The organism is Streptomyces sp. NPDC049687 (assembly GCF_044465285.1).
Classification (GTDB): Bacteria; Actinomycetota; Actinomycetes; order Streptomycetales; family Streptomycetaceae; genus Streptomyces.
Genome location: NZ_JBITLN010000001.1, coordinates 1,039,090 through 1,061,608, shown reverse-complemented (window position 1 = coordinate 1,061,608; position 22,519 = coordinate 1,039,090). Strand labels below are relative to the sequence as shown.

Annotated in this window: 17 protein-coding genes and 1 pseudogene; 13 read left to right on the top strand and 5 right to left on the bottom strand. The window is 72.1% G+C overall.

Going from position 1 to position 22,519, the window contains the following annotated elements; all coding sequences use genetic code 11:
• The first annotated feature begins 64 nt into the window (after positions 1-64).
• The 4 genes from lepA (at position 65) to hemW (ending at position 7,479) form a co-directional block, all read left to right on the top strand.
• Entirely contained in the window at positions 65-1,933 is a 1,869-nt protein-coding gene (gene lepA, locus ACIBVL_RS04815) for a translation elongation factor 4 (RefSeq protein ID WP_399091722.1), read from the top strand.
• A gap of 235 nt (positions 1,934-2,168) precedes the next feature.
• On the top strand, positions 2,169-4,046 hold the full coding sequence (locus ACIBVL_RS04810; RefSeq protein WP_399091719.1) for an AMP-dependent synthetase/ligase: 1,878 nt from the start codon (positions 2,169-2,171) through the stop codon (positions 4,044-4,046).
• A gap of 267 nt (positions 4,047-4,313) precedes the next feature.
• Positions 4,314-6,215, top strand: a complete 1,902-nt coding sequence (locus tag ACIBVL_RS04805; RefSeq protein WP_399091716.1) for a SpoIIE family protein phosphatase — start codon at positions 4,314-4,316, stop codon at positions 6,213-6,215.
• 31 nt (positions 6,216-6,246) lie between these two features.
• Positions 6,247-7,479, top strand: coding sequence for a radical SAM family heme chaperone HemW (gene hemW / locus ACIBVL_RS04800; RefSeq protein ID WP_399091713.1), 1,233 nt, complete (start codon positions 6,247-6,249; stop codon positions 7,477-7,479).
• A 157-nt stretch (positions 7,480-7,636) separates the two neighbouring features.
• Here hemW and ACIBVL_RS04795 read toward each other — a convergent pair whose 3' ends face one another.
• Both ACIBVL_RS04795 and ACIBVL_RS04790 read right to left on the bottom strand, forming a co-directional pair.
• Positions 7,637-8,452: a DUF3097 domain-containing protein gene (locus ACIBVL_RS04795; RefSeq protein WP_399091710.1), complete on the bottom strand. Its 816-nt coding sequence runs from the start codon at positions 8,450-8,452 to the stop codon at positions 7,637-7,639.
• Between the two features lie 31 nt (positions 8,453-8,483).
• Complete coding sequence (locus ACIBVL_RS04790) at positions 8,484-9,209, bottom strand: MBL fold metallo-hydrolase (RefSeq protein WP_399091707.1); 726 nt, start codon at positions 9,207-9,209, stop codon at positions 8,484-8,486.
• 158 nt (positions 9,210-9,367) lie between these two features.
• Here ACIBVL_RS04790 and hrcA point away from each other — a divergent pair, with 158 nt between their 5' ends.
• The 9 genes from hrcA to ACIBVL_RS04745 all read left to right on the top strand — a co-directional run bounded on the left by hrcA (position 9,368) and on the right by ACIBVL_RS04745 (position 19,592).
• Positions 9,368-10,384: a heat-inducible transcriptional repressor HrcA gene (gene hrcA, locus ACIBVL_RS04785; protein WP_399091704.1), complete on the top strand. Its 1,017-nt coding sequence runs from the start codon at positions 9,368-9,370 to the stop codon at positions 10,382-10,384.
• Entirely contained in the window at positions 10,385-11,518 is a 1,134-nt protein-coding gene (gene dnaJ / locus ACIBVL_RS04780) for a molecular chaperone DnaJ (RefSeq protein WP_399091701.1), read from the top strand. It begins immediately after the preceding gene.
• A 56-nt stretch (positions 11,519-11,574) separates the two neighbouring features.
• The gene (locus ACIBVL_RS04775) at positions 11,575-12,711 is read left to right on the top strand and encodes a nitronate monooxygenase (RefSeq protein WP_399091698.1); all 1,137 of its coding nucleotides are present in this window, start codon (positions 11,575-11,577) and stop codon (positions 12,709-12,711) included.
• Positions 12,708-13,454, top strand: a complete 747-nt coding sequence (locus tag ACIBVL_RS04770; protein ID WP_399091695.1) for a 16S rRNA (uracil(1498)-N(3))-methyltransferase — start codon at positions 12,708-12,710, stop codon at positions 13,452-13,454. Before ACIBVL_RS04775 ends, ACIBVL_RS04770 begins: the two co-directional genes overlap by 4 nt.
• A gap of 70 nt (positions 13,455-13,524) precedes the next feature.
• Entirely contained in the window at positions 13,525-14,010 is a 486-nt protein-coding gene (locus tag ACIBVL_RS04765; RefSeq protein ID WP_399091692.1) for a hypothetical protein, read from the top strand.
• A gap of 45 nt (positions 14,011-14,055) precedes the next feature.
• Positions 14,056-17,259, top strand: a complete 3,204-nt coding sequence (locus ACIBVL_RS04760) for a S41 family peptidase (protein ID WP_399091689.1) — start codon at positions 14,056-14,058, stop codon at positions 17,257-17,259.
• Positions 17,260-17,316: 57 nt separating this feature from the next.
• Positions 17,317-17,670, top strand: coding sequence for a histidine triad nucleotide-binding protein (locus tag ACIBVL_RS04755; protein WP_399091687.1), 354 nt, complete (start codon positions 17,317-17,319; stop codon positions 17,668-17,670).
• A 6-nt stretch (positions 17,671-17,676) separates the two neighbouring features.
• Positions 17,677-18,582 (top strand): ribonuclease Z, encoded by a 906-nt coding sequence (locus ACIBVL_RS04750; RefSeq protein WP_399091684.1) that lies wholly within the window; start codon positions 17,677-17,679, stop codon positions 18,580-18,582.
• A 20-nt stretch (positions 18,583-18,602) separates the two neighbouring features.
• Positions 18,603-19,592, top strand: coding sequence for an adenosine deaminase (locus ACIBVL_RS04745; protein WP_399091681.1), 990 nt, complete (start codon positions 18,603-18,605; stop codon positions 19,590-19,592).
• Here the strand turns inward: ACIBVL_RS04745 and ACIBVL_RS04740 are convergent.
• The 3 genes and pseudogenes from ACIBVL_RS04740 to ACIBVL_RS04730 all read right to left on the bottom strand — a co-directional run.
• Positions 19,593-20,048: pseudogene (locus ACIBVL_RS04740) on the bottom strand (ABC transporter substrate-binding protein); the annotation flags it as partial.
• Between the two features lie 107 nt (positions 20,049-20,155).
• Complete coding sequence (locus ACIBVL_RS04735) at positions 20,156-21,442, bottom strand: MFS transporter (protein WP_399091678.1); 1,287 nt, start codon at positions 21,440-21,442, stop codon at positions 20,156-20,158.
• A 173-nt stretch (positions 21,443-21,615) separates the two neighbouring features.
• Positions 21,616-22,419 (bottom strand): IclR family transcriptional regulator, encoded by an 804-nt coding sequence (locus tag ACIBVL_RS04730; protein WP_399091675.1) that lies wholly within the window; start codon positions 22,417-22,419, stop codon positions 21,616-21,618.
• Between the last annotated feature and the right edge of the window lie 100 nt (positions 22,420-22,519).

Genomic DNA, 22,519 nt, shown 5'->3' with positions numbered 1-22,519 from the left:
GACCATGGAGCCTACGTAACGATCCGACCCGAGGCATAAGGCGCCTCAAGAGACAGGACCCTGCGTGCCCGCGACCCCTAACAATGTGCCCGAGCCGAGCCGTACCGACCCGGCTCTGATCCGCAATTTCTGCATCATCGCGCACATCGACCACGGCAAGTCCACGCTCGCCGACCGGATGCTCCAGCTGACCGGCGTGGTCGAGCAGCGGCAGATGCGTGCTCAGTACCTCGACCGGATGGACATCGAGCGCGAGCGCGGCATCACGATCAAGTCCCAGGCCGTGCGCCTGCCCTGGGCCCCGACCCAGGACCCGGGCAACACGCACATCCTCAACATGATCGACACCCCGGGGCACGTCGACTTCACCTACGAGGTCTCGCGATCGCTCGCGGCCTGCGAGGGGACCATCCTCCTCGTCGACGCCGCCCAGGGCATCGAGGCCCAGACCCTCGCCAACCTCTACCTGGCGATGGAGAACGACCTCACGATCATCCCCGTACTGAACAAGATCGACCTGCCGGCCGCGCAGCCCGAGAAGTTCGCGGAGGAGCTCGCCAACCTGGTCGGCTGCGATCCCGACGACGTGCTGCGGGTGTCGGCGAAGACCGGGGTCGGCGTGGACGCGCTGCTCGACAGGACCGTCCGGGACATCCCGGCACCGGTCGGGGTCAAGGACGCGCCCGCCCGCGCGATGATCTTCGACTCGGTGTACGACTCCTACCGGGGTGTCGTGACGTACGTCCGTGTCATCGACGGGCAGCTCAACAAGCGCGAGCGCATCAAGATGATGTCGACGGGCGCCACGCACGAACTGCTGGAGATCGGCACCAACTCGCCGGAGATGCTCTCGGCCGACGGCCTCGGCGTCGGCGAGGTGGGGTACCTGATCACCGGTGTGAAGGACGTCCGCCAGTCCAAGGTCGGTGACACCGTCACCAGCCAGCAGAAGGGGGCCACGGAGGCGCTCGGTGGGTACAAGGACCCCAAGCCGATGGTCTTCTCCGGTCTGTATCCGCTGGACGGCTCCGACTACCCGGAGCTGCGCGAGGCCCTGGACAAGCTGCAGCTCAACGACGCCGCGCTGGTCTACGAGCCGGAGACCTCCGCAGCCCTCGGCTTCGGCTTCCGCGTCGGCTTCCTCGGCCTGCTCCACCTCGACGTGATCCGCGAGCGCCTGGAGCGCGAGTTCGGCCTCGACCTGATCGCGACCGCGCCCAACGTGGTCTACCGGGTGGTGATGGAGGACGGCACCGAGCACACCGTCACCAACCCGAGCGAGTTCCCCGAGGGGAAGATCAACGAGGTGTACGAGCCCGTCGTACGCGCCACGATCCTCGCGCCGACCGAGTTCATCGGCTCGATCATGGAGCTGTGCCAGACCCGGCGCGGCACCCTGCTCGGCATGGACTACCTCTCCGAGGACCGGGTCGAGATCCGCTACACCCTTCCGCTCGCGGAGATCGTCTTCGACTTCTTCGACCAGCTGAAGTCGAAGACCCGCGGTTACGCCTCGCTGGACTACGAGCCCACCGGCGAGCAGACCTCCAGCCTGGTCAAGGTCGACATCCTGCTGCACGGCGACAAGGTGGACGCGTTCTCGGCGATCACCCACAAGGACGCCGCGTACGCGTACGGGGTGCGGCTCGTCGCCAAGCTCCGCGAGCTGATCCCGCGGCAGGCCTTCGAGGTGCCCATCCAGGCCGCCATCGGCTCCCGCGTCATCGCCCGCGAGACCATCCGCGCCATCCGCAAGGACGTCCTCGCCAAGTGCTACGGCGGTGACATCTCCCGTAAGCGGAAGCTGCTGGAGAAGCAGAAGGAGGGCAAGAAGCGAATGAAGATGGTGGGTTCCGTGGAGGTTCCGCAGGAGGCCTTCATCGCCGTCCTCAGCAGTGACGACGGCTCCAGCACCGCCAAGGGCAAGAAGTAGCCACCTCACTGCCACGGCCGACGCCGGTCTCCGGGGCCCGTCACGCGACAGCGCGGCGGGCCCCGGGGCTCTTTCCAGGGGAATCCGTGCCGCTTCTCGGGTGAAATCCACGGTTCAAGGCCCCTTACGCACCGACCGGTCGCCCTTTACTCTGATCCCCTGCTCGATAGTTACTCGCGAGTTAAACAACAGCCGCATTGAGCCAGCCGCGCCGTCGTGGGCCCCGGAGGATGTCGTGAGCGACACACAGACTTTGATCGAGAACCGTCCACCGTCCGTCGCGGGCCTCTTCCTGGAGCGCGTGGCGGCCACGCCCGACGCCGAGGCATACCGCCACCCGGTCCCCGCCGCGTCCGGTGAGGGCCCCGACGACTGGAAGTCGCTGAGCTGGGCGCAGACCGCGGAGCGGGTGTACGCGATCGCGGCCGGGCTCATCGAACTGGGCGTCCAGCCCGAGCAGCGCGTCGCGCTCGCGTCCTCCACCCGCATCGAGTGGATCCTCACCGACCTCGCCATCATGTGCGCCGGCGCCGCGACCACCACCGTCTACCCGCAGACCAACGCCGAGGAATCCGCGTTCATCCTCTCCGACTCCGACAGCCGGGTGCTGATCGCCGAGGACGCGACCCAGCTCGCCAAGGCGGTCGAGAAGCGCGCCGAGCTGCCCGACCTCACCCATGTCGTCGTCGTCGACGGGACCGGCGTCGACACCGGAGAAGACTGGATCCTCACCCTCGACGAGCTGGAGAAGCGCGGCGCGGCCCGGCTGGAGAAGGACCCCGAGCTGGTCAAGGAGCGGGTCGGCGCGATCACCAGAAACCAGCTCGCCACCCTCATCTACACCTCCGGCACCACCGGCCGCCCCAAGGGTGTCCGCCTTCCGCACGACAACTGGTCGTACATGGCGAAGGCGATCGCCGCGACCGGGCTGATCAGCGCGGAGGACGTGCAGTACCTGTGGCTGCCGCTCGCGCACGTCTTCGGCAAGGTCCTCACCTCCGGTCAGATCGAGGTCGGGCACGTCACCGCCGTCGACGGCCGTGTCGACAAGATCATCGAGAATCTGCCGGTCGTCCAGCCGACGTACATGGCGGCCGTGCCGCGGATCTTCGAGAAGGTCTACAACGGCATCGCCAACAAGGCCCGGGCCGGCGGCCCCGCCAAGTACAAGATCTTCCGGTGGGCCGCCGAGGTCGCCCGCGAGTACGCCAAGGTCAGCCAGGACAACTTCCGCCGTACCGGCACCGCCAGTGCCCCCTTCGGCCTGTCCGCCAAGCACAAGGTCGCCGACGCGCTGGTGTACGCCAAGATCCGTGAGGCGTTCGGCGGCAAGCTGCGTGCCTGTGTCTCCGGCTCCGTGGCGCTCGCCCCCGAGATCGGCTTCTTCTTCTCCGGCGCCGGCATCCACATCCTGGAGGGCTACGGCCTCACCGAGTCCTCCGCCGCCTCCTTCGTCAACCCGGGCGAGGCCTACCGCACCGGCACGGTCGGCAAGCCGCTGCCCGGCACCGAGGTGCGCATCGCCGAGGACGGCGAGATCCTGCTGCGCGGCCCCGGCATCATGGAGGGCTACCACGGGCTGCCGGACAAGACGGCCGAGGTGCTGGAGGCCGACGGCTGGTTCCACACCGGCGACATCGGCGAGCTGTCGCCCGACGGCTATCTGCGGATCACCGACCGCAAGAAGGACCTTTTCAAGACATCCGGCGGCAAGTACATCGCGCCCACCGAGGTCGAGGGACAGTTCAAGTCGGTGTGCCCGTACGTCTCCAACATCCTCGTGCACGGCGCCGACCGGAACTTCTGCACCGCGCTGATCGCCCTGGACGAGGTGGCCATCCTGGACTGGGCCAAGGAGAACGGGCTGGCGGGCAAGTCGTACGCGGAGGTCGTCGCCGCGCCCGCGACGGTCGCCCTCGTCGAGGGGTACATCGCGGAGCTCAACGCGGGGCTGCAGAAGTGGCAGACCATCAAGAAGTTCCGCCTGCTGCCCCGGGATCTCGACGTGGAGCACGGTGAGATCACGCCGAGCCTGAAGCTGAAGCGGCCGGTCGTGGAGCGGGAGTACAAGCACCTCATCGAGGAGATGTACGCCGGTACGCGGGAGGCGTAGGGGCGCAAGGGGGCGCGGGCGGCCACGGGTGCGCTGTGGTCGCTCGCGCCCACGCGGCGAAGCCGCAAGTCGGCACCGTCCCGCGCCCCTTTCAGGCCAACTGCAGCGCCGGTGCTCAGAAGTCGACCTGATTCCGCCCCTCATCCATCACTTGCGTTCACACGCGCAGCCTCTTCCCCTCCAAGCCGATCCCCTTCGGTCACCCCCCGCTTATGGCTGGGATCCTTCTGTCACCCTGGGAGCATCCGAACTGCCCGGGGAGCGTGCATGGGGGCCATTCCGACCCAGCGGGAGATCGTCTCCTTCGCCACCGACGCGCCCGCGCTCCCGGGTACGCTCCCGCACGCCCGAGCCACCCTGGCCGGCAGTTCCCTCGCCCCCGGCGCCGCCCGTGACCTGGTGCGGGCCGCGCTCTCGGAGTGGAACGTTCCGGCGCGCCTCGCCGAGGACGCCATACTCGCCGTCAGCGAACTCGTCACCAACGCCGTCGTCCACGCCGGCACCGATGTCGAGCTGCTGTGCAGGCTGGAGGAGTGTCCGGAACACGGCCGCGCGGTCGTCGTGGAGATCTCCGACCACCACCCCTCCCGCGCCCCGCGCGACAACCCGCCCGAACCGCCGTACAGGACGCACGAGTCGTACGAGTCGTACGAGACCCAGGAGTACGGCCGCGGCCTGCGCCTGGTCGCCACGCTCGCGGACGCCTGGGGAGTGACGTACCGCAGGGGCACCAAGACGGTCTGGGCGCGGCTGCTGCCGGCGCAGGCCGAGCTGCCGTACGACGACGCCGACGAGCTGGCGGCCACCGAGCCCGCCGGCTCCTTCGACCTCCTCGAAGCCCTCGCCCCCGAACCGCAGTCCGCCGACCGGGGCCGCGACTGGCTGAACCGCGGTGCGCTGTCCTTCCTCGCCGAGGCCTCCGACCTGCTCGCCGGGCAGCTCGACGAGGATCTCGTCGCCGCGCTCACCAGTCAGCTGCTGGTGCCCCGGCTCGCCGACTGGTGCGCGGTGTGGCTGGAGGACGAGGTCAGCGGCCGGGGCGGCGGATGGGGCGAGTGGGCCGGCGGGCCGGGGCCGCGGCTGGCCCGGGTCTGGCACGGTGACGAGGGCCATATCGAGGAGTTGCGCCGGGCCCTGGAGAAGGACCCGCCGCGCCCGTCCGGCGCCCCGCGCTCGGGCCCCGAGCCCTTTCCCTGGCCCGGCGCGGCACTCGGCCCGCGCGGCACGGCCCTCGCCTACCGGCTGATCGCCGGCGGCCGCCCGCTGGGCACCCTGGTCATCGGGCGGTCCGGGCCGAGCGCCTTCGCCGACGAGGTCACCGGGCTCGTCGAGGACCTCGGCCGCCGGGTGGCGCTGGCGATCGGCGCGGCCCGCCAGTACGCCCGCCAGGTCACCATCAGCGCCGTCCTGCAGCGCGGTCTGCTGCCCGGCGCCGTCGCCGACATCCCCGGGGTGCGCAGCGCCCTCGTCTACGAACCGCGCGAGCAGGGCGGGCCGAGCGGCGACTTCTACGACCTGTTCCCGGCGGGCGACGGCCGCTGGTGCTTCGCCATCGGCGACGTACAGGGCAAGGGCCCGGAGGCGGCCGTCGTCATCGGCCTGGCCCGCCCCTGGCTGCGGCTGCTGGCCCGCGAGGGCTACGGCGTCGCCGACGTCCTGGACCGCCTCAACCAGCTCCTTCTCGACGACGCGACCGAGGCCGCCGACGCCTCCGCCCGTGCCTTCGTCGGCCCCGTCGGCCCCGCCGACGGCCCGCAGACCCGATTCCTCTCCCTCCTCTACGGCGAACTGGCCCCCTTCGAGGGCGGGGTCCGCTGCACCCTCGCCTCCGCCGGACACCCGCTGCCGCTGGTGCTCGGCCCCGACGGCTCCGTCGCCACGGCCGCCCGCCCGCAGACCCTCATCGGCGTCATCGAGGACGCCACGTACACCTGTGACGTCTTCGTACTGCGGCCCGGGGACAGCCTGCTGTGCGTCACCGACGGGGTGACGGAACGGCGCTCGGGCTCCCGCCAGTTCGACGACGGCGACGGACTGGCCGCCGCGCTCGCCGGATGCGTGGGCCTGCACGCGGAACTGATCGCCGAACGCGTCCGCCGCCTGGTGCACGAGTTCGGCGAGCAGCCGCCGGAGGACGACCTGGCGCTGCTGGTGCTGCAGGCGGAGTAGGCAACGGCGGGAGTGCTGGACAATGGAAGGCATGCCTTCCGCACTCCCCGACGGCGAGCCGGTCCCCGACGACGGCGCGCTCCCGGCGCACGCGCTCACCGGCGCCGCCGACCGCCCTCTCGGGTTCTATCTGCACGTCCCCTACTGCGCGACCCGTTGCGGCTACTGCGACTTCAACACCTACACCGCCACCGAGCTGCGCGGCACCGGTGGTGTCCTCGCCTCCCGCGAGAACTACGCCGACACGCTGATCGACGAGATCCGCCTGGCCCGCAAGGTCCTGGGCGACGACCCCCGCGAGGTCCGCACGGTCTTCGTCGGCGGCGGCACGCCCACCCTGCTGGCCGCGGGCGACCTGGTCCGGATGCTGGGCGCGATCCGCGACGAGTTCGGCCTCGCGGCCGACGCGGAGGTCACGACGGAGGCGAACCCGGAGTCCGTGGATCCGGCGTATCTGACGACCCTGCGCGCGGGCGGCTTCAACCGCGTCTCCTTCGGCATGCAGAGCGCCAGGCAGCACGTCCTCAAGATCCTCGACCGCACGCACACACCGGGACGGCCCGAGGCGTGTGTCGCGGAGGCGCGGGCGGCCGGCTTCGAGCACGTGAACCTCGACCTGATCTACGGCACCCCGGGCGAGTCGGACGACGACTGGCGGGCGTCCTTGGACGCGGCCTTGGGGGCGGGACCGGATCACGTTTCGGCGTATGCCCTGATCGTCGAGGAGGGGACGCAGCTGGCCCGCCGGATTCGGCGGGGCGAGGTCCCGATGACGGACGACGACGTGCATGCGGACCGGTATCTGATCGCCGAGGAGATGCTGTCGGCGGCGGGCTACGACTGGTACGAGGTCTCCAACTGGGCCACCTCGGAGGCGGGGCGCTGCCTGCACAACGAGCTGTACTGGCGAGGGGCCGACTGGTGGGGCGCGGGCCCCGGGGCGCACTCGCACGTGGGCGGGGTGCGGTGGTGGAACGTGAAGCATCCGGGGGCGTACGCGGCGGCGCTGGCCTCCGGCCGTTCGCCGGGAGCCGGGCGCGAGCTGCTGTCGGAGGAGGACCGCAGGGTCGAGCGGATCCTGCTGGAGCTGCGGCTGCGGGAGGGGATGCCGCTGGATCTCCTGAAGGAAGAGGGGCTTACGGCTTCCCGTCGGGCGCTGACGGACGGGCTGCTCCAGGAAGCGCCGTACGACCGGGGGCGTGCGGTGCTGACCCTGCGGGGTCGGCTGCTGGCGGACGCGGTGGTGCGGGATCTTGTGGACTGATCACTCAGGCGGCCGAATCTCCGCTGACCGACCCCAGCGGGCGAGGAGAGCAAGCCGACTGCCGTGGGCAGTGGATCACGAAGTCCGGCGACCCCGAGCTGCATGAAGTGCGTCGCGTGGAACCGGACACAGAGCGCATTCGGGACCTTCACCGGAGTCAGGAGTCACCGGCTGCCGTGACGAAGTCGATCAGCTCCTCCACCCGCCCCAGCAGCTCCGGTTCCAGGTCCTTGTAGGACGTCACCCGCGCCAGGATCGCCTGCCACACCGCACCCGTGTTCTCCGACGGCCACCCCAGCGCCCGGCACACCCCCGTTTTCCAGTCCTGCCCGTGCGGCACCCGCGGCCATCCCGGGATCCCCAGCGACGACGGCTTCACCGCCTCCCAGATGTCGATGTACGGGTGGCCGACCACCAGGGCGTGTTCGCTGGTCACCGACTGGGCGATACGCCACTCCTTCGTGCCCGGGACCAGGTGGTCCACCAGGACGCCGAGGCGTGCGTCCGGGCCCGGGGCGAAGCCCGCGACGATCGACGGCAGGTCGTCCACGCCCTCCAGGTACTCCACGACCACGCCCTCGACGCGCAGGTCGTCGCCCCAGACCTTCTCGATCAGCTCGGCGTCGTGCCGGCCCTCGACGTAGATGCGGCCGGCGCGGGCGACCCGGGCGCGGGCGCCGGGGACGGCGACCGAGCCGGAGGCGGTGCGGGTGGGGCGTACCGGACCACCGGACGACGGCCGTACGAGCGTCACTGGCCGGCCCTCCAGCAGGAACCCCCGTGGCTCCAGCGGGAACACCCGGTGCTTGCCGAAGCGGTCCTCGAGGGTCACCGTGCCCGCCTCGCAGCGGATCACCGCGCCGCAGAAGCCGGTACCGGGCTCCTCCACCACCAGGCCGGGCTCCGCCGGGACCTCGGGGACGGGCTTCGGCTTCTTCCACGGAGGGGTCAGGTCGGCGGAGTACTGGCGCATTCGGATGACGATAGGAGAAGCCCGGACGTCACTACGGCGACACGCCGAAACGGGCCGCCAGCGCGTCCCGCTGCGCGCGCACGTACGCCGCGTTCACCACCGCCCCGTGACCGGGCACGTACAGCGCGTCCTCGCCCCCCAGGTCCAGCAGGCGGTCGAGTGCGGCGGGCCAGTGGGTGGGGACGGCGTCGGGGCCGGCCTGGGGCTCGCCGGACTCCTCGACGAGGTCGCCGCAGAAGACCACCTCCGGTGAGCCGGGGGCCTCGGGGACCAGGACCACCAGGTCGTGGGCGGTGTGGGCGGGCCCGACGTTGGCGAGGAGGACCTGGCGGCCGCCGCCCAGATCGAGGGTCCACTCGCCGGAGACGAGGTGGCGGGGGCGGACCAGGGTGTCCGCGGCCTCGGTCGCCGTCGTCTCGTCCAGGCCGTGGCGCACCGCGTCCGAGCGGAGTTCCTCCGCCGGGACCGTGTCCATCCCCACCGCCCCGAAGACCTCGGCGCCCGCGAACGCCGCCGCGCCGAACACGTGGTCGAAGTGCGGATGGGTGAGCGCGAGATGGGTCACACGCGCGCCGGTCAGTTCCTCGGCCTGCGCCCGCAGCAGTGCCCCCTCCGCGAGGCTCGAGCCGGCGTCCACCACCAGCACCGCGCCCGCCCCGACGACCAGCCCGGCCGTGCAGTCCCAGCCCGGCAGCCGCACCCGCCCGACCCCGGCCGCGACCCGCTCCCATCCCAGCTCTTCCCAAGTCACCGTCATACCGGGACGCTAACGGTACGGGCCCCCGCCATGACCGACCTTGCCCCCGGTGTACCCCACAGCCGTACACTGGGCCGGGGAACGCTGGCACTCATAAGCGAAGAGTGCCAGGGCAGACGCCCAGGGGACTGGGGGACGACTTCTGGAGGTGTGCGCGGATGCTGAGTGAACGCAGGCTGCAAGTGCTGCGCGCCATCGTCCAGGACTACGTCGGCACCGAGGAGCCCGTGGGCTCCAAGGCGCTCACCGAGCGGCACAACCTCGGCGTCTCCCCGGCGACGGTCCGCAACGACATGGCCGCCCTGGAGGACGAGGGGTACATCGCCCAGCCGCACACCAGCGCCGGGCGCATCCCGACCGACAAGGGCTACCGGCTGTTCGTCGACAAACTGGCCGGCGTCAAGCCGATGAGCGCGCCCGAGCGGCGGGCCATCCAGAACTTCCTCGACGGTGCCGTCGATCTCGACGACGTCGTGGCGCGGACGGTGCGGCTGCTCGCACAGCTGACGCGGCAGGTCGCGGTCGTGCAGTACCCGTCGCTGACCCGGTCCACCGTGCGGCACGTCGAGCTGCTGTCGCTCGCGCCCGCCCGGCTGATGCTCGTGCTGATCACGGACACCGGACGGGTCGAGCAGCGGATGGTGGACTGCCCGGCGCCCTTCGGGGAGGCCTCGCTGGCGGATCTACGCGCGCGGCTCAACAGCCGGGTCGCGGGCCGCCGGTTCTCGGACGTGCCGCGTCTGGTGGAGGACCTGCCGGACGCCTTCGAGGCCGACGACCGCGGCACGGTCTCGACGGTGCTCTCCACCCTGCTGGAGACGCTCGTCGAGGAGAACGAGGAGCGGCTGATGATCGGCGGCACCGCCAATCTCACCCGCTTCGGACATGACTTCCCTCTCACCATCCGGCCCGTCCTGGAGGCCCTGGAGGAACACGTTGTTCTCCTCAAACTCCTGGGCGAGGCGGGGGATTCGGGCATGACCGTACGCATCGGTCACGAGAACGCCTACGAGGGACTCAACTCCACTTCCGTGGTGTCGGTCGGCTACGGTTCGGGCGGCGAGGCAGTCGCCAAACTCGGCGTGGTCGGACCGACCCGCATGGATTACCCGGGAACGATGGGAGCGGTACGAGCGGTGGCACGGTACGTCGGACAGATCCTGGCGGAGTCGTAAGTGGCCACGGACTACTACGCCGTCCTCGGCGTGCGCCGCGACGCGTCGCAGGAAGAGATCAAGAAGGCCTTCCGTCGGCTCGCCCGCGAGCTGCACCCGGACGTCAATCCGGATCCGAAGACCCAGGAGCGGTTCAAGGAGATCAACGCCGCCTACGAGGTGCTGTCGGACCCGCAGAAGAAGCAGGTCTACGACCTCGGCGGCGATCCCCTCTCCCAGTCGGGCGGCGGCGCGGGCGGCTTCGGAGCCGGTGGCTTCGGCAACTTCTCCGACATCATGGACGCGTTCTTCGGTACGGCGTCCCAGCGCGGCCCGCGCTCGCGCACCCGGCGCGGCCAGGACGCGATGATCCGGCTGGAGGTGGACCTCGAGGAGGCCGCCTTCGGTACGACCAAGGACATCCAGGTCGACACCGCGATCGTCTGCGCCACCTGCAGCGGTGAGGGCGCCGCCCCCGGCACCACCGCCCAGACGTGTGACATGTGCCGCGGCCGCGGTGAGGTGTCCCAGGTGACCCGGTCCTTCCTCGGCCAGGTCATGACTTCCCGGCCCTGCCCGCAGTGCCAGGGCTTCGGCACCGTCGTGCCGACGCCGTGCCCGGAGTGCGCGGGCGACGGGCGCGTGCGCTCGCGCCGGACGCTCACGGTGAAGATCCCCGCCGGTGTCGACAACGGCACCCGGATCCAGCTCGCGGGCGAGGGCGAGGTCGGGCCCGGTGGCGGTCCCGCCGGTGACCTGTACGTCGAGATCCACGAGCTGCCGCACGCGATGTTCCAGCGGCGCGGCGACGACCTGCACTGCACGGTGACGCTCCCGATGACCGCGGCGTCCCTCGGCACGAAGGTGCCGCTGGAGACGCTGGACGGCCTGGAGGAGGTCGACATCCGGCCCGGCACCCAGTCCGGGCAGTCGATCCCGCTGCACGGCCGGGGTGTCACGCATCTGCGTGGCGGCGGACGCGGCGATCTCATCGTGCACGTCGAGGTCCAGACGCCGACCAAGCTCGATCCCGAGCAGGAGCGGTTGCTGCGCGAGCTGGCCAAGCTGCGGGGTGAGGAGCGTCCGCAGGGGCAGTTCCAGCCGGGGCAGCAGGGCCTGTTCTCGCGGCTGAAGGACGCGTTCAACGGTCGCTGACCGGTAGGGACGCGACCGGATTCGGACTTGTTCGGAGGACGTGACAACATGCCGTCATGTCCTCCGCGCTGACCGATCTCTTCCCCCACCCGATCGTGCAGGCCCCCATGGCGGGCGGGGTCTCCGTCCCGCAGCTGGCAGCCGCCGTGTCCGAGGCCGGCGGGCTCGGGTTCCTCGCCGCCGGGTACAAGACGGCCGACGGCATGTACCAGGAGATCAAGCAGCTCCGGGGGCTCACCGGACGACCCTTCGGCGTGAACCTCTTCATGCCGCAGCCCGAACACCCCGGTACGAGCACCGGCTCCACCGGAGCGGCCGGCGCCGCGCCCCTCGATGCCGGCGCCGTCCAGCTGTACGCCGAGCAGCTCGCCGGCGAGGTCACCTGGTACGAGACCGAGCTCGGCGACCCCGACAGCGGCCGCGACGACGGCTACGACGCCAAGATCGCCGTACTGCTGGACAACCCGGTGCCGGTGGCGTCCTTCCACTTCGGTGTCCCGAGCGGTGACACGCTGGAGTCGCTGCGCCGCGCGGGAACGTTCACCCTGGTCACCGTGACCTCCACCGAGGAGGCCGTGGCCGTGGAGCAGGCCGGGGCGGACGCGGTGATCGTGCAGGGCATGGAGGCCGGCGGCCACCAGGGCACCCACAAGGACATCCCCGAGAACGACGGCTCCGGCATCGGACTGCTCTCCCTGGTCGCCCAGGTCCGCGAGGCCGTGGGGCTGCCCGTCGTCGCCGCCGGCGGCATCATGCGCGGCAGCCAGATCGCCGCGGTGCTCGCGGCCGGCGCGAGCGCGGCCCAGCTGGGCACCGCGTTCCTCGCCACACCCGAGTCGGGGGCGCACGCCGTGCACAAGGAGGCGCTGACCAACCCCCTGTTCGTGCGCACCGAGCTGACCCGCGCCTTCTCCGGCCGCCCGGCCCGCGGCCTGGTCAATCGCTTCCTGCGCGAGCACGGCCCGTACGCCCCCGCCGCCTACCCCGAGGTCCACCACCTCACCTCGCCGCTGCGCAAGGCGGCCGCCAAGGCGGGCGACGCGCAGGGGATGGCGCTGTGGGCGGGGCAGGGCCACCGGATGGCCCGGGAGCTGCCCGCCGGGCGGCTGGTGGAGGTCCTGGTGGAGGAGCTCGAAGCGGCGCGGGCGGCGTTGGCCGAGTGCCCGGCCGGTCAGGGTGGTGCCGCCTCGTGACCGCGCCCGTGTTCGTCGTCGACGCACTTCCCGGGGGGCGTTCCGAGTTCGTCCTGGACGGGCCGGAGGGGCGGCACGCCGTCTCCGTGAAGCGGCTGCGGACCGGGGAGGCGGTCGTGCTCACCGACGGCGCCGGTCGCTGGGCGGAGGGCGAGGTCGTCGCCGCCGAGGGCAAGGACCGGTTGGTGGTGAGCCTGAAGGACGTCGTCGAGGAGCCCGTCGAGTCGCCCCGCATCACCGTCGTACAGGCCCTGCCCAAGGGGGACCGGGGCGAGCTGGCCGTGGAGACGATGACCGAGACCGGGGTGGACGCGATCGTCCCCTGGGCCGCGTCCCGCTGCATCACGCAGTGGAAGGGCGAGCGCGGGCTGAAGGCGCTCGCGAAGTGGCGGGCCACCGCCCGCGAGGCCGGCAAGCAGTCCCGCCGGGTCCGCTTCCCCGAGGTCGCCGACGCCGCCACGACCAGGCAGGTGGGCGAACTCCTGGCGGGGGCCGACTTCGCCGCCGTCCTGCACGAGGACCGCGACTACGGCAGCGAGCCCCTCGCCGCCGCGCACCTTCCCGCCGAGGGCGAGATCGTGCTCGTCGTCGGCCCCGAAGGGGGTGTCTCCCCGGAGGAGCTGGCCCTGTTCGAGGAGGCGGGCGCGAAGGCGTACCGGCTGGGGCGCAGCGTCCTGCGCACCTCGACGGCCGGGACCGCCGCCACGGCCCTGCTCCTGGGCAGAACCGGCCGCTGGTCCTGAACCCCGCCGGGCCCGATCGTGGCTGCATACAGGCTGTCGTGCCGGGTGGGGGAGTGGCAGGCTGCCCTCCATGTGGGGCTTGAGGCGGATGCGGCTTCTCGGTGTGGTGGCCGTGGTCGTGGGTGGTGCCGTGGCCTGTGAGCCGGGGGGCGGGGTGAGCGGCGTGTCCGTGGCGTACACGACCGATCAGACCGCCACGGCCGAGATCGAGCGCCGGGACGTGGACGTGCGCTGGCTGACCTGCACCGCCGGCAACGAGGAGACGGTCGTCTCCGTCGACTGCCAGGGGGAGACCGACGACGGGCAGGACATCGCCGTCGACGGCAAGGTCGCCCGGGCGGTCGACGGGAAGTGCGTGCGCGGGGATCTGCGCGCGGATGTCGGCAAGAAGGAGCTGTTCCGGGTCGGCGGGCTCGGGGACTGCGGGTCCGCGACGCCCTCGGCGGTCGAGCCGTCCCCGTCCGCTCCCGCTTCCGCACAGCCCGGCGGACGGCCGACCGTCACGGTCACCGTGACCGTCACCAAGACCGTGGACGGGAACGGCCAGGAGAAGTGAGGGAAACCCCTGACCTGCGGTCCCGTACCTGAATACAGTGATCGGGTGACACAGTCCGCGACACTTGCCGCATACCTCCGCTTCCCGCATCCGCACGGCGAGTTGGTGGCCTTCGCCGCCGAGGACGACGTGTGGCTCGCGCCCCTCGACGGTGGGCGGGCCTGGCGGGTCAGCGCCGACAACGTACCCGTCTCGACACCCCGGATCTCGCCCGACGGCACCACCGTCGCCTGGGCCTCCACCCGCGACGGCGCCCCCGAGGTGCACATCGCCCCCGTCGACGGCGGACCGGCCACCCGCCTGACGCACTGGGGCAGTTGGCAGACCCGGGTGCGCGGCTGGACCCCGGACGGCCAGGTCCTCGCCGTCAGCACCTACGACCAGGCCACCCTGCGCCGCAGCTGGGCCCGCGCCGTCCCGGTCGACGGCGGACCGGCCACCACCCTGCCGTACGGCCCGGTCGGCGCCGTCGCCTACGGCCCGCACACCGTGCTGCTGTCCGCGCCGATGGGCCGCGAGGCCGCCCACTGGAAGCGCTACCGGGGCGGTACGGCGGGCAAGTTGTGGATCGACCGGGAGGGCGGTGGGGAGTTCGTCCGGCTGCACGAGGAGCTGGACGGGAACATCGAGCACCCGGTGTGGGCGGGGGAGCGGATCGCGTTCCTGTCCGACCACGAGGGGACCGGGGCTCTCTATTCGTCGCTCGCCGACGGGTCCGACCTGCGGCGCCACACCCCCCTCGACGGCTTCTACGCCCGGCAGGCGGCCGGGGACGGCAGCCGGATCGTGTACATGTCGGCGGGTGAGCTGTGGCTGCTCGACGACCTGGACGGGGCCGAGCCGCGCCGGCTCGACATCCGGCTCGGCGGGCAGCGCACCGACCGCCGCCCCTACCCGGTGACCGCCGCACGCTGGCTGGGCGGGGCCGCGCCGGACCACACCGCGCGCGGGAGCGCCGTGGAAGTGCGCGGGGCCGTGCACTGGGTGACCCACCGCTCCGGGCCCGCCCGCGCCCTCGCCGCCCAGCCCGGCGTCCGTGCCCGGCTGCCGCGCACCTTCCGCACGGAGGGCGAGGAGTGGGTGGTGTGGGTGACGGACGCCGAGGGCGAGGACGCCCTGGAGTTCGCCCCCGCCACCGGACCGGCCCCGGGCGCCACGCCGCGCCGGCTCGCGGCCGGACGGCTCGGACGGGTCCTGGAGCTCGCCATGGCGCCCGACGGCAGCCGGGCCGCCGTCGCCGCGCACGACGGACGGCTGCTGCTCGTCGAGCGGGAGAGCGGCGAGGTCCGCGAGGTCGACCGCAGCGCCGACGGAGACGTCTGCGACCTGGTCTTCTCGCCCGACTCGGCGTGGCTGGCCTGGTCGCATCCCGGCCCGCGCCCCCTCGCCCAGCTCAAGCTCGCCAACGTCACCGACCTCTCGGTCACCGAGGCCACCCCGCTGCGCTTCCGCGACTACGCGCCCGCCTTCACCCTCGACGGCAAGCACCTGGCGTTCCTGTCCACGCGTGCCTTCGACCCGGTCTACGACGAACACGCATTCGACCTCTCCTTCCCGGCCGGCGCCCGCCCGCATCTCATCACCCTGGCGGCGACGACCCCGTCCCCCTTCGGCCCGCAGCGGCACGGCCGCCCCTTCGACGCGCCCGACAAGGACGAGACACCCGACAGCGAGGGCACCCCGGCCACCCGCATCGACCTCGAAGGCCTCGCCGACCGGATAGTGCCGTTCCCGGTCGAGGCCGGCCGCTACTCCGGGCTCGCGGCGGCCAAGGACGGTGTGCTGTGGCTGCGCCACCCCGTGCGCGGAGTCCTCGGCGCCTCCCGCGCCACCCCCGACGACCCCGACCCCAAAACCGAGCTGGAGCGCTACGACCTCGTCCAGCAGCGCATCGAGCACCTCGCCGCCGACGCCGACGGCTTCGACGTCAGCGGCGACGGCAAGCGGCTGCTGCTGTGGAGCGACGGCAAGCTCAAGGTCGTACCCAGCGACCGGCGTGCCTCCGGCGACGAGGACAGCGACACCAACATCACCGTCGACCTCGGCCGGATCCGGCAGATCGTCGACCCGGCCGCCGAGTGGCGGCAGATGTACGACGAGACCGGCCGGGTCATGCGGGACAACTTCTGGCTGGCCGATCTGGGCGGAGTGGACTGGGACGGGGTCCTGGACCGCTACCGGCCCCTGCTGGAGCGGGTCGCCACCCGTGACGACCTGGTCGACGTGCTGTGGGAGGTGCACGGCGAGCTGGGCACCTCGCACGCCTACGTCTCACCGCCCGGAGGCTACGGCCGGGGCGCCCGCCAGGGTCTGCTCGGCGCCGACATCTCCCGCCACGAGGACGGCAGCTGGCGCATCGACCGGGTGCTGCCCTCGGAGACCTCCGATCCCGACGCCCGCTCCCCGCTCGCCGCGCCCGGCGTCGCGGTGCGCGCCGGCGACGCGATCGTGGCCGTCGCCGGGCATCCGGTGGACCCGGTGACGGGCCCGGCACCCCTGCTCGTCGGTACGGCCGGCAAGGTGGTCGAGCTGACGATCTCGCCCGCCGGCGGGGGCGAGCCACGGCACGCGGTCGTCGTCCCCGTCGACGACGAGGAGGCGCTGCGCTACCACGCGTGGGTCGCGGACCGGCGGGCGTACGTCCACGAGGTCTCCGGCGGCCGGCTCGGCTATCTCCACGTCCCCGACATGCAGGCGCCCGGCTGGGCCCAGATCCACCGTGACCTGCGGGTCGAGGTGGCCAGGGAGGGGCTCGTCGTCGACGTCCGCGAGAACCGGGGCGGGCACACCTCCCAGCTGGTCGTGGAGAAGCTGGCGCGGCGGATCGTCGGCTGGGACGTGCCGCGCGGGATGCGGGCGTCCAGCTACCCGGAGGACGCGCCGCGCGGTCCCGTCGTGGCGGTCGCCAACGAGTTCTCGGGGTCCGACGGGGACATCGTCAACGCGGCGATCAAGGCGCTCGGGATCGGCCCCGTGGTCGGCACCCGCACCTGGGGCGGCACGATCGGCATCGACAGCCGCTATCACCTCGTCGACGGCACCCTCGTCACCCAGCCCAAGTACGCGTTCTGGCTGGAGGGTTACGGCTGGGACGTGGAGAACCACGGTGTCGACCCCGACGTCGAGGTCATCTGCCGCCCCCAGGACTACGCGGCGGGGAGGGACGTACAACTGGACGAGGCGGTACGGCTGGCGCTGGAGGCGCTGGAGACCACCCCCGCGAAGGTGGCTCCGCCGTTGCCCTCCTGACAAAACACCGCTCGCTACGATGCCCCGTAAGAGATCACTCGCCGCAAAGGAGACCCCATGGCAGGGGAAGCGCAGGACGACTGCCTGTTCTGCAAGATCGTCGAAGGGCACATCCCGGCGACGATCGTCCGCGAGACGGAGACCACCGTCGCGTTCCGGGACATCAACCCGCAGGCACCCACCCACGTCCTGGTGATCCCGAAGGCGCACTACGAGAACGCCGCCGTCCTCGCCGCCGAGGCCCCGCAGCTCGCCGCCGACGTACTGCGCGAGACGCAGGCCATCGCCGACGAGGACAAGCTGGAGAGCTACCGCATCGTCTTCAACACCGGCAGCGGCGCCGGGCAGACCGTCTGGCACGCCCACGCCCATGTCATCGGCGGCCGCGGCCTGCAGTGGCCTCCCGGGTGATCCACCATGTCGGTACGTGAACTGGTCGTCCTCGGCACCGCCAGCCAGGTCCCCACCCGGCACCGCAACCACAACGGTTACCTGCTGAGATGGGACGGGGAGGGGATTCTCTTCGACCCGGGCGAGGGCACCCAGCGCCAGATGCTGCGGGCCGGGGTCGCGGCCCACGACCTCGACCGGATCTGCGTGACGCACTTCCACGGCGACCACTCGCTCGGCCTCGCCGGGGTCGTCCAGCGCATCAATCTCGACCAGGTCCCGCACCCCGTCACCGCCCACTACCCGCTCTCCGGGCAACGGTTCTTCGACCGGCTTCGGTACGCCACCGCCTACCGCGAGACCGTCCGGATCACCGAAGCCCCGGTCGACCGGGACGGTCCCCTGGCGGCCACTCCCTCCTACACGCTCGACGCCCGCAGGCTCTCCCACCCCGTCGAGTCCTACGGCTACCGGCTGATCGAACCCGACGGCCGCCGCATGCTGCCCGACCGCCTCGCCGCGCACGGCATCAAGGGGCCGGACGTCGGGCGGCTGCAGAGGGAGGGGGAGATCCGGGGTGTCTCGCTCGACGACGTCAGCGAGGTACGCCGCGGGCAGCGGTTCGCGTTCGTCATGGACACCCGGCTGTGCGACGGCGTGCACGCGCTCGCGGAGGGCGCCGACCTGCTCGTCATCGAGTCGACATTCCTCGACGAGGACGAGCAGCTCGCCGTCCAACACGGGCATCTGACGGCCGGTCAGGCTGCCCGCGCCGCCCGGGACGCCGGCGTACGGCATCTCGTTCTCACCCACTTCAGCCAGCGGTACTCCGAACCGGACGAATTCGAACGGCAGGCACGGGCCGCCGGCTTCGAGGGCGAGCTGACCGTGGCTCAGGACCTGATGCGGGTGCCGGTACCGAAACGGCGGTAAAGCGGCCGTACGATGCTTTGATGCCCCTCCCGAAAGCTGAACTGCACCTGCACATCGAAGGCACCCTGGAGCCGGAGCTGGCCTTCGAGCTGGCCGCCCGCAACGGGGTCACGCTGCCCTACGCCGACACGGACGAGCTGCGCAAGGCATACCGGTTCGAGGACCTCCAGTCCTTCCTGAACCTGTACTACGAGCTCATGGCCGTCCTGCGCACCGAGCGGGACTTCGAGGACCTCGCGGGCGCCTATCTCGCCCGGGCCGCGGCCCAGGGCGTGCGGCACGCGGAGATCTTCTTCGATCCGCAGGCCCACCTCGCCCGGGGCGTCGGCATGGGGACGGTGGTGGAGGGCTTGTGGCGGGCGCTGGGGAGCAGCGAGGCCCGCTACGGCGTCTCCACCCGGCTCATCCTCTGCTTCCTGCGCGACGAATCCGCCGAGTCGGCCCTCGAGACCCTTCGGGCCGCCGAACCCTACCTCGACCGGATCATCGGCATCGGGCTGGACTCCGCCGAGGTGGGGCACCCGCCGGTGAAGTTCCGGGAGGTGTACGAGGCCGCCGCCGCGCTGGGGCTGCGGCGCGTGGCGCACGCGGGGGAGGAGGGGCCGCCGGAGTACATCACCGAGGCCCTCGACGTCCTCGGTGTCGAGCGCGTCGACCACGGGCTGCGGTGCATGGAGGACCCGGCGCTCGTCGAGCGGCTGGTGCGTGAGCGGATCCCGCTCACGCTGTGCCCGCTGTCCAACGTCCGGCTGCGCGCCGTCGGCACCCTCGCCGACCACCCGCTGCCCGCGATGCTCGACGCGGGGCTCGTGTGCACGGTCAACTCCGACGACCCCGCCTACTTCGGCGGCTACGCGGGCGACAACTTCGACGCCGTACGCACCACGCTCGGCCTGAGTGAGGAGCGGCTGCGCGAACTGGCCCGCAACTCCTTCATCGCCTCCTTCCTGGAGGACGACGAGGAGCGGCGGGCACGGTGTCTCGCCGAGGTGGACGAGTACACGTTCTGATCAGCTGCGGTGAACGCGGTCCACCAAGATGTCGATGACGAGCGGCGTGCGCGGGCCGAAGCTCAGCAGCACGCCGTCCTCCAGGTCGACGACCCTGCGGTTCATGCCCGCCGGGGTCTGGGCGATGCCGGGGATCCGGAGGAGTCCGTCGAGGCCGCCGACCGAGTCCAGTCCCTTGGTCATCATGAGGATGACGTCGGGCCGGGCCTGGGCCAGGGCCTCGGTGGTGATGGGCGTGAACGGCTTGTCGAGGCCCGCCGCCGTCCCCGCGTCCACCGCGCCCGCCGCCCGCAGCAGTGAGTCCGCGCCCGAGCCCTTGCCGCCGATCAGATAGACGGCCGCGCTGCCCCGCATGTAGAGGAACGCGACCTTCGGCCTGCTGCCCCGGGGGACGGCGGCGCGGGCCGCGGCGAGTTCACCGCGCATCCGCCGGTCGAGCGCTGGCGCCGCCTCCGGTGGCGGCCTCGCCGCCACCGGCGTCACGGTCGGCACGGTCGCGGGCCTGGCGCTCCTGCTCACGGCGACGGGCTGGTACGTCCGCCGACGGGCGAGGGCCCAGTAGGTCAGTTCCCGGACCCCGGTGCGGCACCCGCCTGCCGGGGTCCGGCCGTGTCGTAGTCGGAGGGTGCGGACACGGCCGGAGCGTCCAACGGGATCTCCACGACCGGCTGCTCCGCGACGGCCCCGCCCCGCCGCCGTACCGCGTTCGCGAACAGCGGCCGCCCGCCCGTGTGCAGGGCGACGGCGGTCATCGGTACGGCGATGACGAGCAGCCCCGCCCCGAGCACCAGCCCCATCACCGGGAACCCGGCCTGCGCCGACAGCACGCTCCCGGTCAGCGGTCCGGCCGCCGTGCCCAGCGAGCCCGCCGATCCGACGAGCACCGCCCAGCGGCCGCGCGGGTCCAGCGAGGCGGCCAGAGAGATGAGGTACGACAGGACGACCGGGTAGAGCACGTTCCAGGCGATCTCCCCGGCCGCGAAGCTCACCGGCCCGGTCGCGGAGGCACTCACGACGACACAGCCCGCGATGAGGACGGTCCCGGCGCCGATGGGCACCGCCCGCCCGAGGCGCGGTCCCAGGGCGCCCGCGCCGAGCACGCCCATGAGCCCGGCGCCCAGCGCCACCGCGAAGACGGCACCGACGGCCGCCTCGCTGAGGTGGGCCTGCGTCAGCCCGATCCGGCCGCTCACTCCCCAGAGCGAGTTCTGCACCAGCGACCAGCAGGGCATGGCGGCGGCGAGGACGAGCCCGGAGCGCGGCTCGGGGAGACGGGCGCGTTCCGCGCGCCGGACCGGTGCCACGGGTGCCGTCCGGCCGGGCAGCCGACCGGTCAGGGGCCATACGGCGGCCGCCGTGAGCGCTATGGCGGCCAGCGGCTGACCGTGTCCCGCCCCCAGATGCGGCACCGTCAGATACACGACACCGGCGAGCGCGGAGACGGCGAGCAGGCCCAGCGTGGAGGCGCGGTGCGGGTCGGGCTGGGCGGCGATCCGGGTCGCGGCGACCGCCGTGGCCGTACCGGAGCCGAAGCCGCCGAGCACCGCGCCCGCGACCACGCTCGGTACGTCACCGGCGAGGGCGGCCCCGCCGTAACCGAGCACGGCCAGCGCGAGCCCGACGCGGGCCAGTGTCCGGGCGCCGATCCGCTCCACCCGCGAGGCCAGCAGGAACCCCGCCGCCGCCGAACTCAGCAGCAGCCCGCTGCCGACGGCACCCGCCTCGGTGGCGGTCAGCGGAAGTCCGGAATCCAGTCGGCCGACGACGGTCGGCAGCAGATACGGGGCGAGATACCCGGCCGTGAAGAGGGCGACGAGGGGCCAGGGCGTGGGGGTGCGGCGGGCGAACACGGGCGTTCCAGGGCATGCGAAAAGAAGCGGCTCAGGGGGAGTGGCGCAGGCCGTCGACGGACAGGAACGCGCGGCCAATTTGTATCAAGCCGGGGAAGGGGGCAGAAGCGCGGGGTGGGTGATGTGGATCACTTTGTGTTTGGGGTGGGGGTGAACGGGTAAACGCACGCGTTTCAACGCCAGTTCACGGCCCCGCCCGGCCCGTTTCCCGCCCCCGGCGCCGACGCCGTCGTCTCGATCCGCGCCCGGATCTCGCACATCACCGCGACGATCCGCTCCTCGTGCTCCGCCGTCAGCCGGGCCACCGGCACCGAGCAGCTGATGGCGTCCTGTGCGGGACGGTCGTAGCGCAGGGCGAAACCGAAGCCGACGATGCCCGTCACGCCCTCCTCGCGGTCGACGGAGTAGCCGCGCGCCCGGACCCCGGCCAGGTCGGCGAGCAGCGACTCGCGGCTCGTGTGCGACTTCGGGGTCAGTGCCTCGTAGGGCCCCTCGGGCAGCTCGTCGTCCGGGCGTTCGGCCAGCAGGGCCTTGCCGAGGGCGCCGACGTGCGCGGGGAGCCGGCGGCCCACCCGGCTGATCGTGCGCAGGTATTCGTGCGACTCGCGCGTCGCCAGATAGGCCACGCCCCGCCCGTCCAGCCGCCCCAGGTGGATGGTCTCGCCCAGTGCCTCGGACGCCTCGTCGAGATGGGGGCGGACGAGACGGACACGCGGGTCGGAGTCGAGGTAGCTGGTGCCGGTCAGCAGGGCGTGGATGCCGATGCCGTACAGGGAGCCGGTGACGTCGGTGCGCACCCAGCCTCTGCCGATCAGGGTCTGCAGCAGCGCGTACATCGAACTGCGCGGCACGCCCAGCTCGTCGGCCAGCTCCTGCAGTCGCGCCGGGCGGTCGGCGCGCGCGGCGAGCAGTTCCAGCAGCTCGACCGTGCGGGCGGCCGACTTCACCTCGCGGACTCCGCTCCCTGTCTCCGGCATGCGGCGATCGTAATCGGCGGGGTGCGGGTCATTGACGGGCGCCGTTCGCATATCTAACCTCCATCTTCATACATGGATACCGTCTACATAGGGAGATGCC

What these genes read in the sequence shown, in the direction of transcription:
- ACIBVL_RS04805 (WP_399091716.1), top strand. Translation starts at nt 4,314, where the DNA reads ATGGGGGCCATTCCGACCCAGCGGGAGATCGTCTCCTTCGCCACCGAC.
- hemW (WP_399091713.1), top strand. Translation starts at nt 6,247, where the DNA reads ATGCCTTCCGCACTCCCCGACGGCGAGCCGGTCCCCGACGACGGCGCG.
- ACIBVL_RS04750 (WP_399091684.1), top strand. Translation starts at nt 17,677, where the DNA reads ATGTCGGTACGTGAACTGGTCGTCCTCGGCACCGCCAGCCAGGTCCCC.
- ACIBVL_RS04730 (WP_399091675.1), bottom strand. Translation starts at nt 22,419, where the DNA reads ATGCCGGAGACAGGGAGCGGAGTCCGCGAGGTGAAGTCGGCCGCCCGC.
- ACIBVL_RS04765 (WP_399091692.1), top strand. Translation starts at nt 13,525, where the DNA reads ATGTGGGGCTTGAGGCGGATGCGGCTTCTCGGTGTGGTGGCCGTGGTC.
- ACIBVL_RS04795 (WP_399091710.1), bottom strand. Translation starts at nt 8,452, where the DNA reads ATGCGCCAGTACTCCGCCGACCTGACCCCTCCGTGGAAGAAGCCGAAG.
- ACIBVL_RS04775 (WP_399091698.1), top strand. Translation starts at nt 11,575, where the DNA reads ATGTCCTCCGCGCTGACCGATCTCTTCCCCCACCCGATCGTGCAGGCC.
- ACIBVL_RS04745 (WP_399091681.1), top strand. Translation starts at nt 18,603, where the DNA reads ATGCCCCTCCCGAAAGCTGAACTGCACCTGCACATCGAAGGCACCCTG.
- hrcA (WP_399091704.1), top strand. Translation starts at nt 9,368, where the DNA reads ATGCTGAGTGAACGCAGGCTGCAAGTGCTGCGCGCCATCGTCCAGGAC.
- ACIBVL_RS04755 (WP_399091687.1), top strand. Translation starts at nt 17,317, where the DNA reads ATGGCAGGGGAAGCGCAGGACGACTGCCTGTTCTGCAAGATCGTCGAA.
- ACIBVL_RS04790 (WP_399091707.1), bottom strand. Translation starts at nt 9,209, where the DNA reads ATGACGGTGACTTGGGAAGAGCTGGGATGGGAGCGGGTCGCGGCCGGG.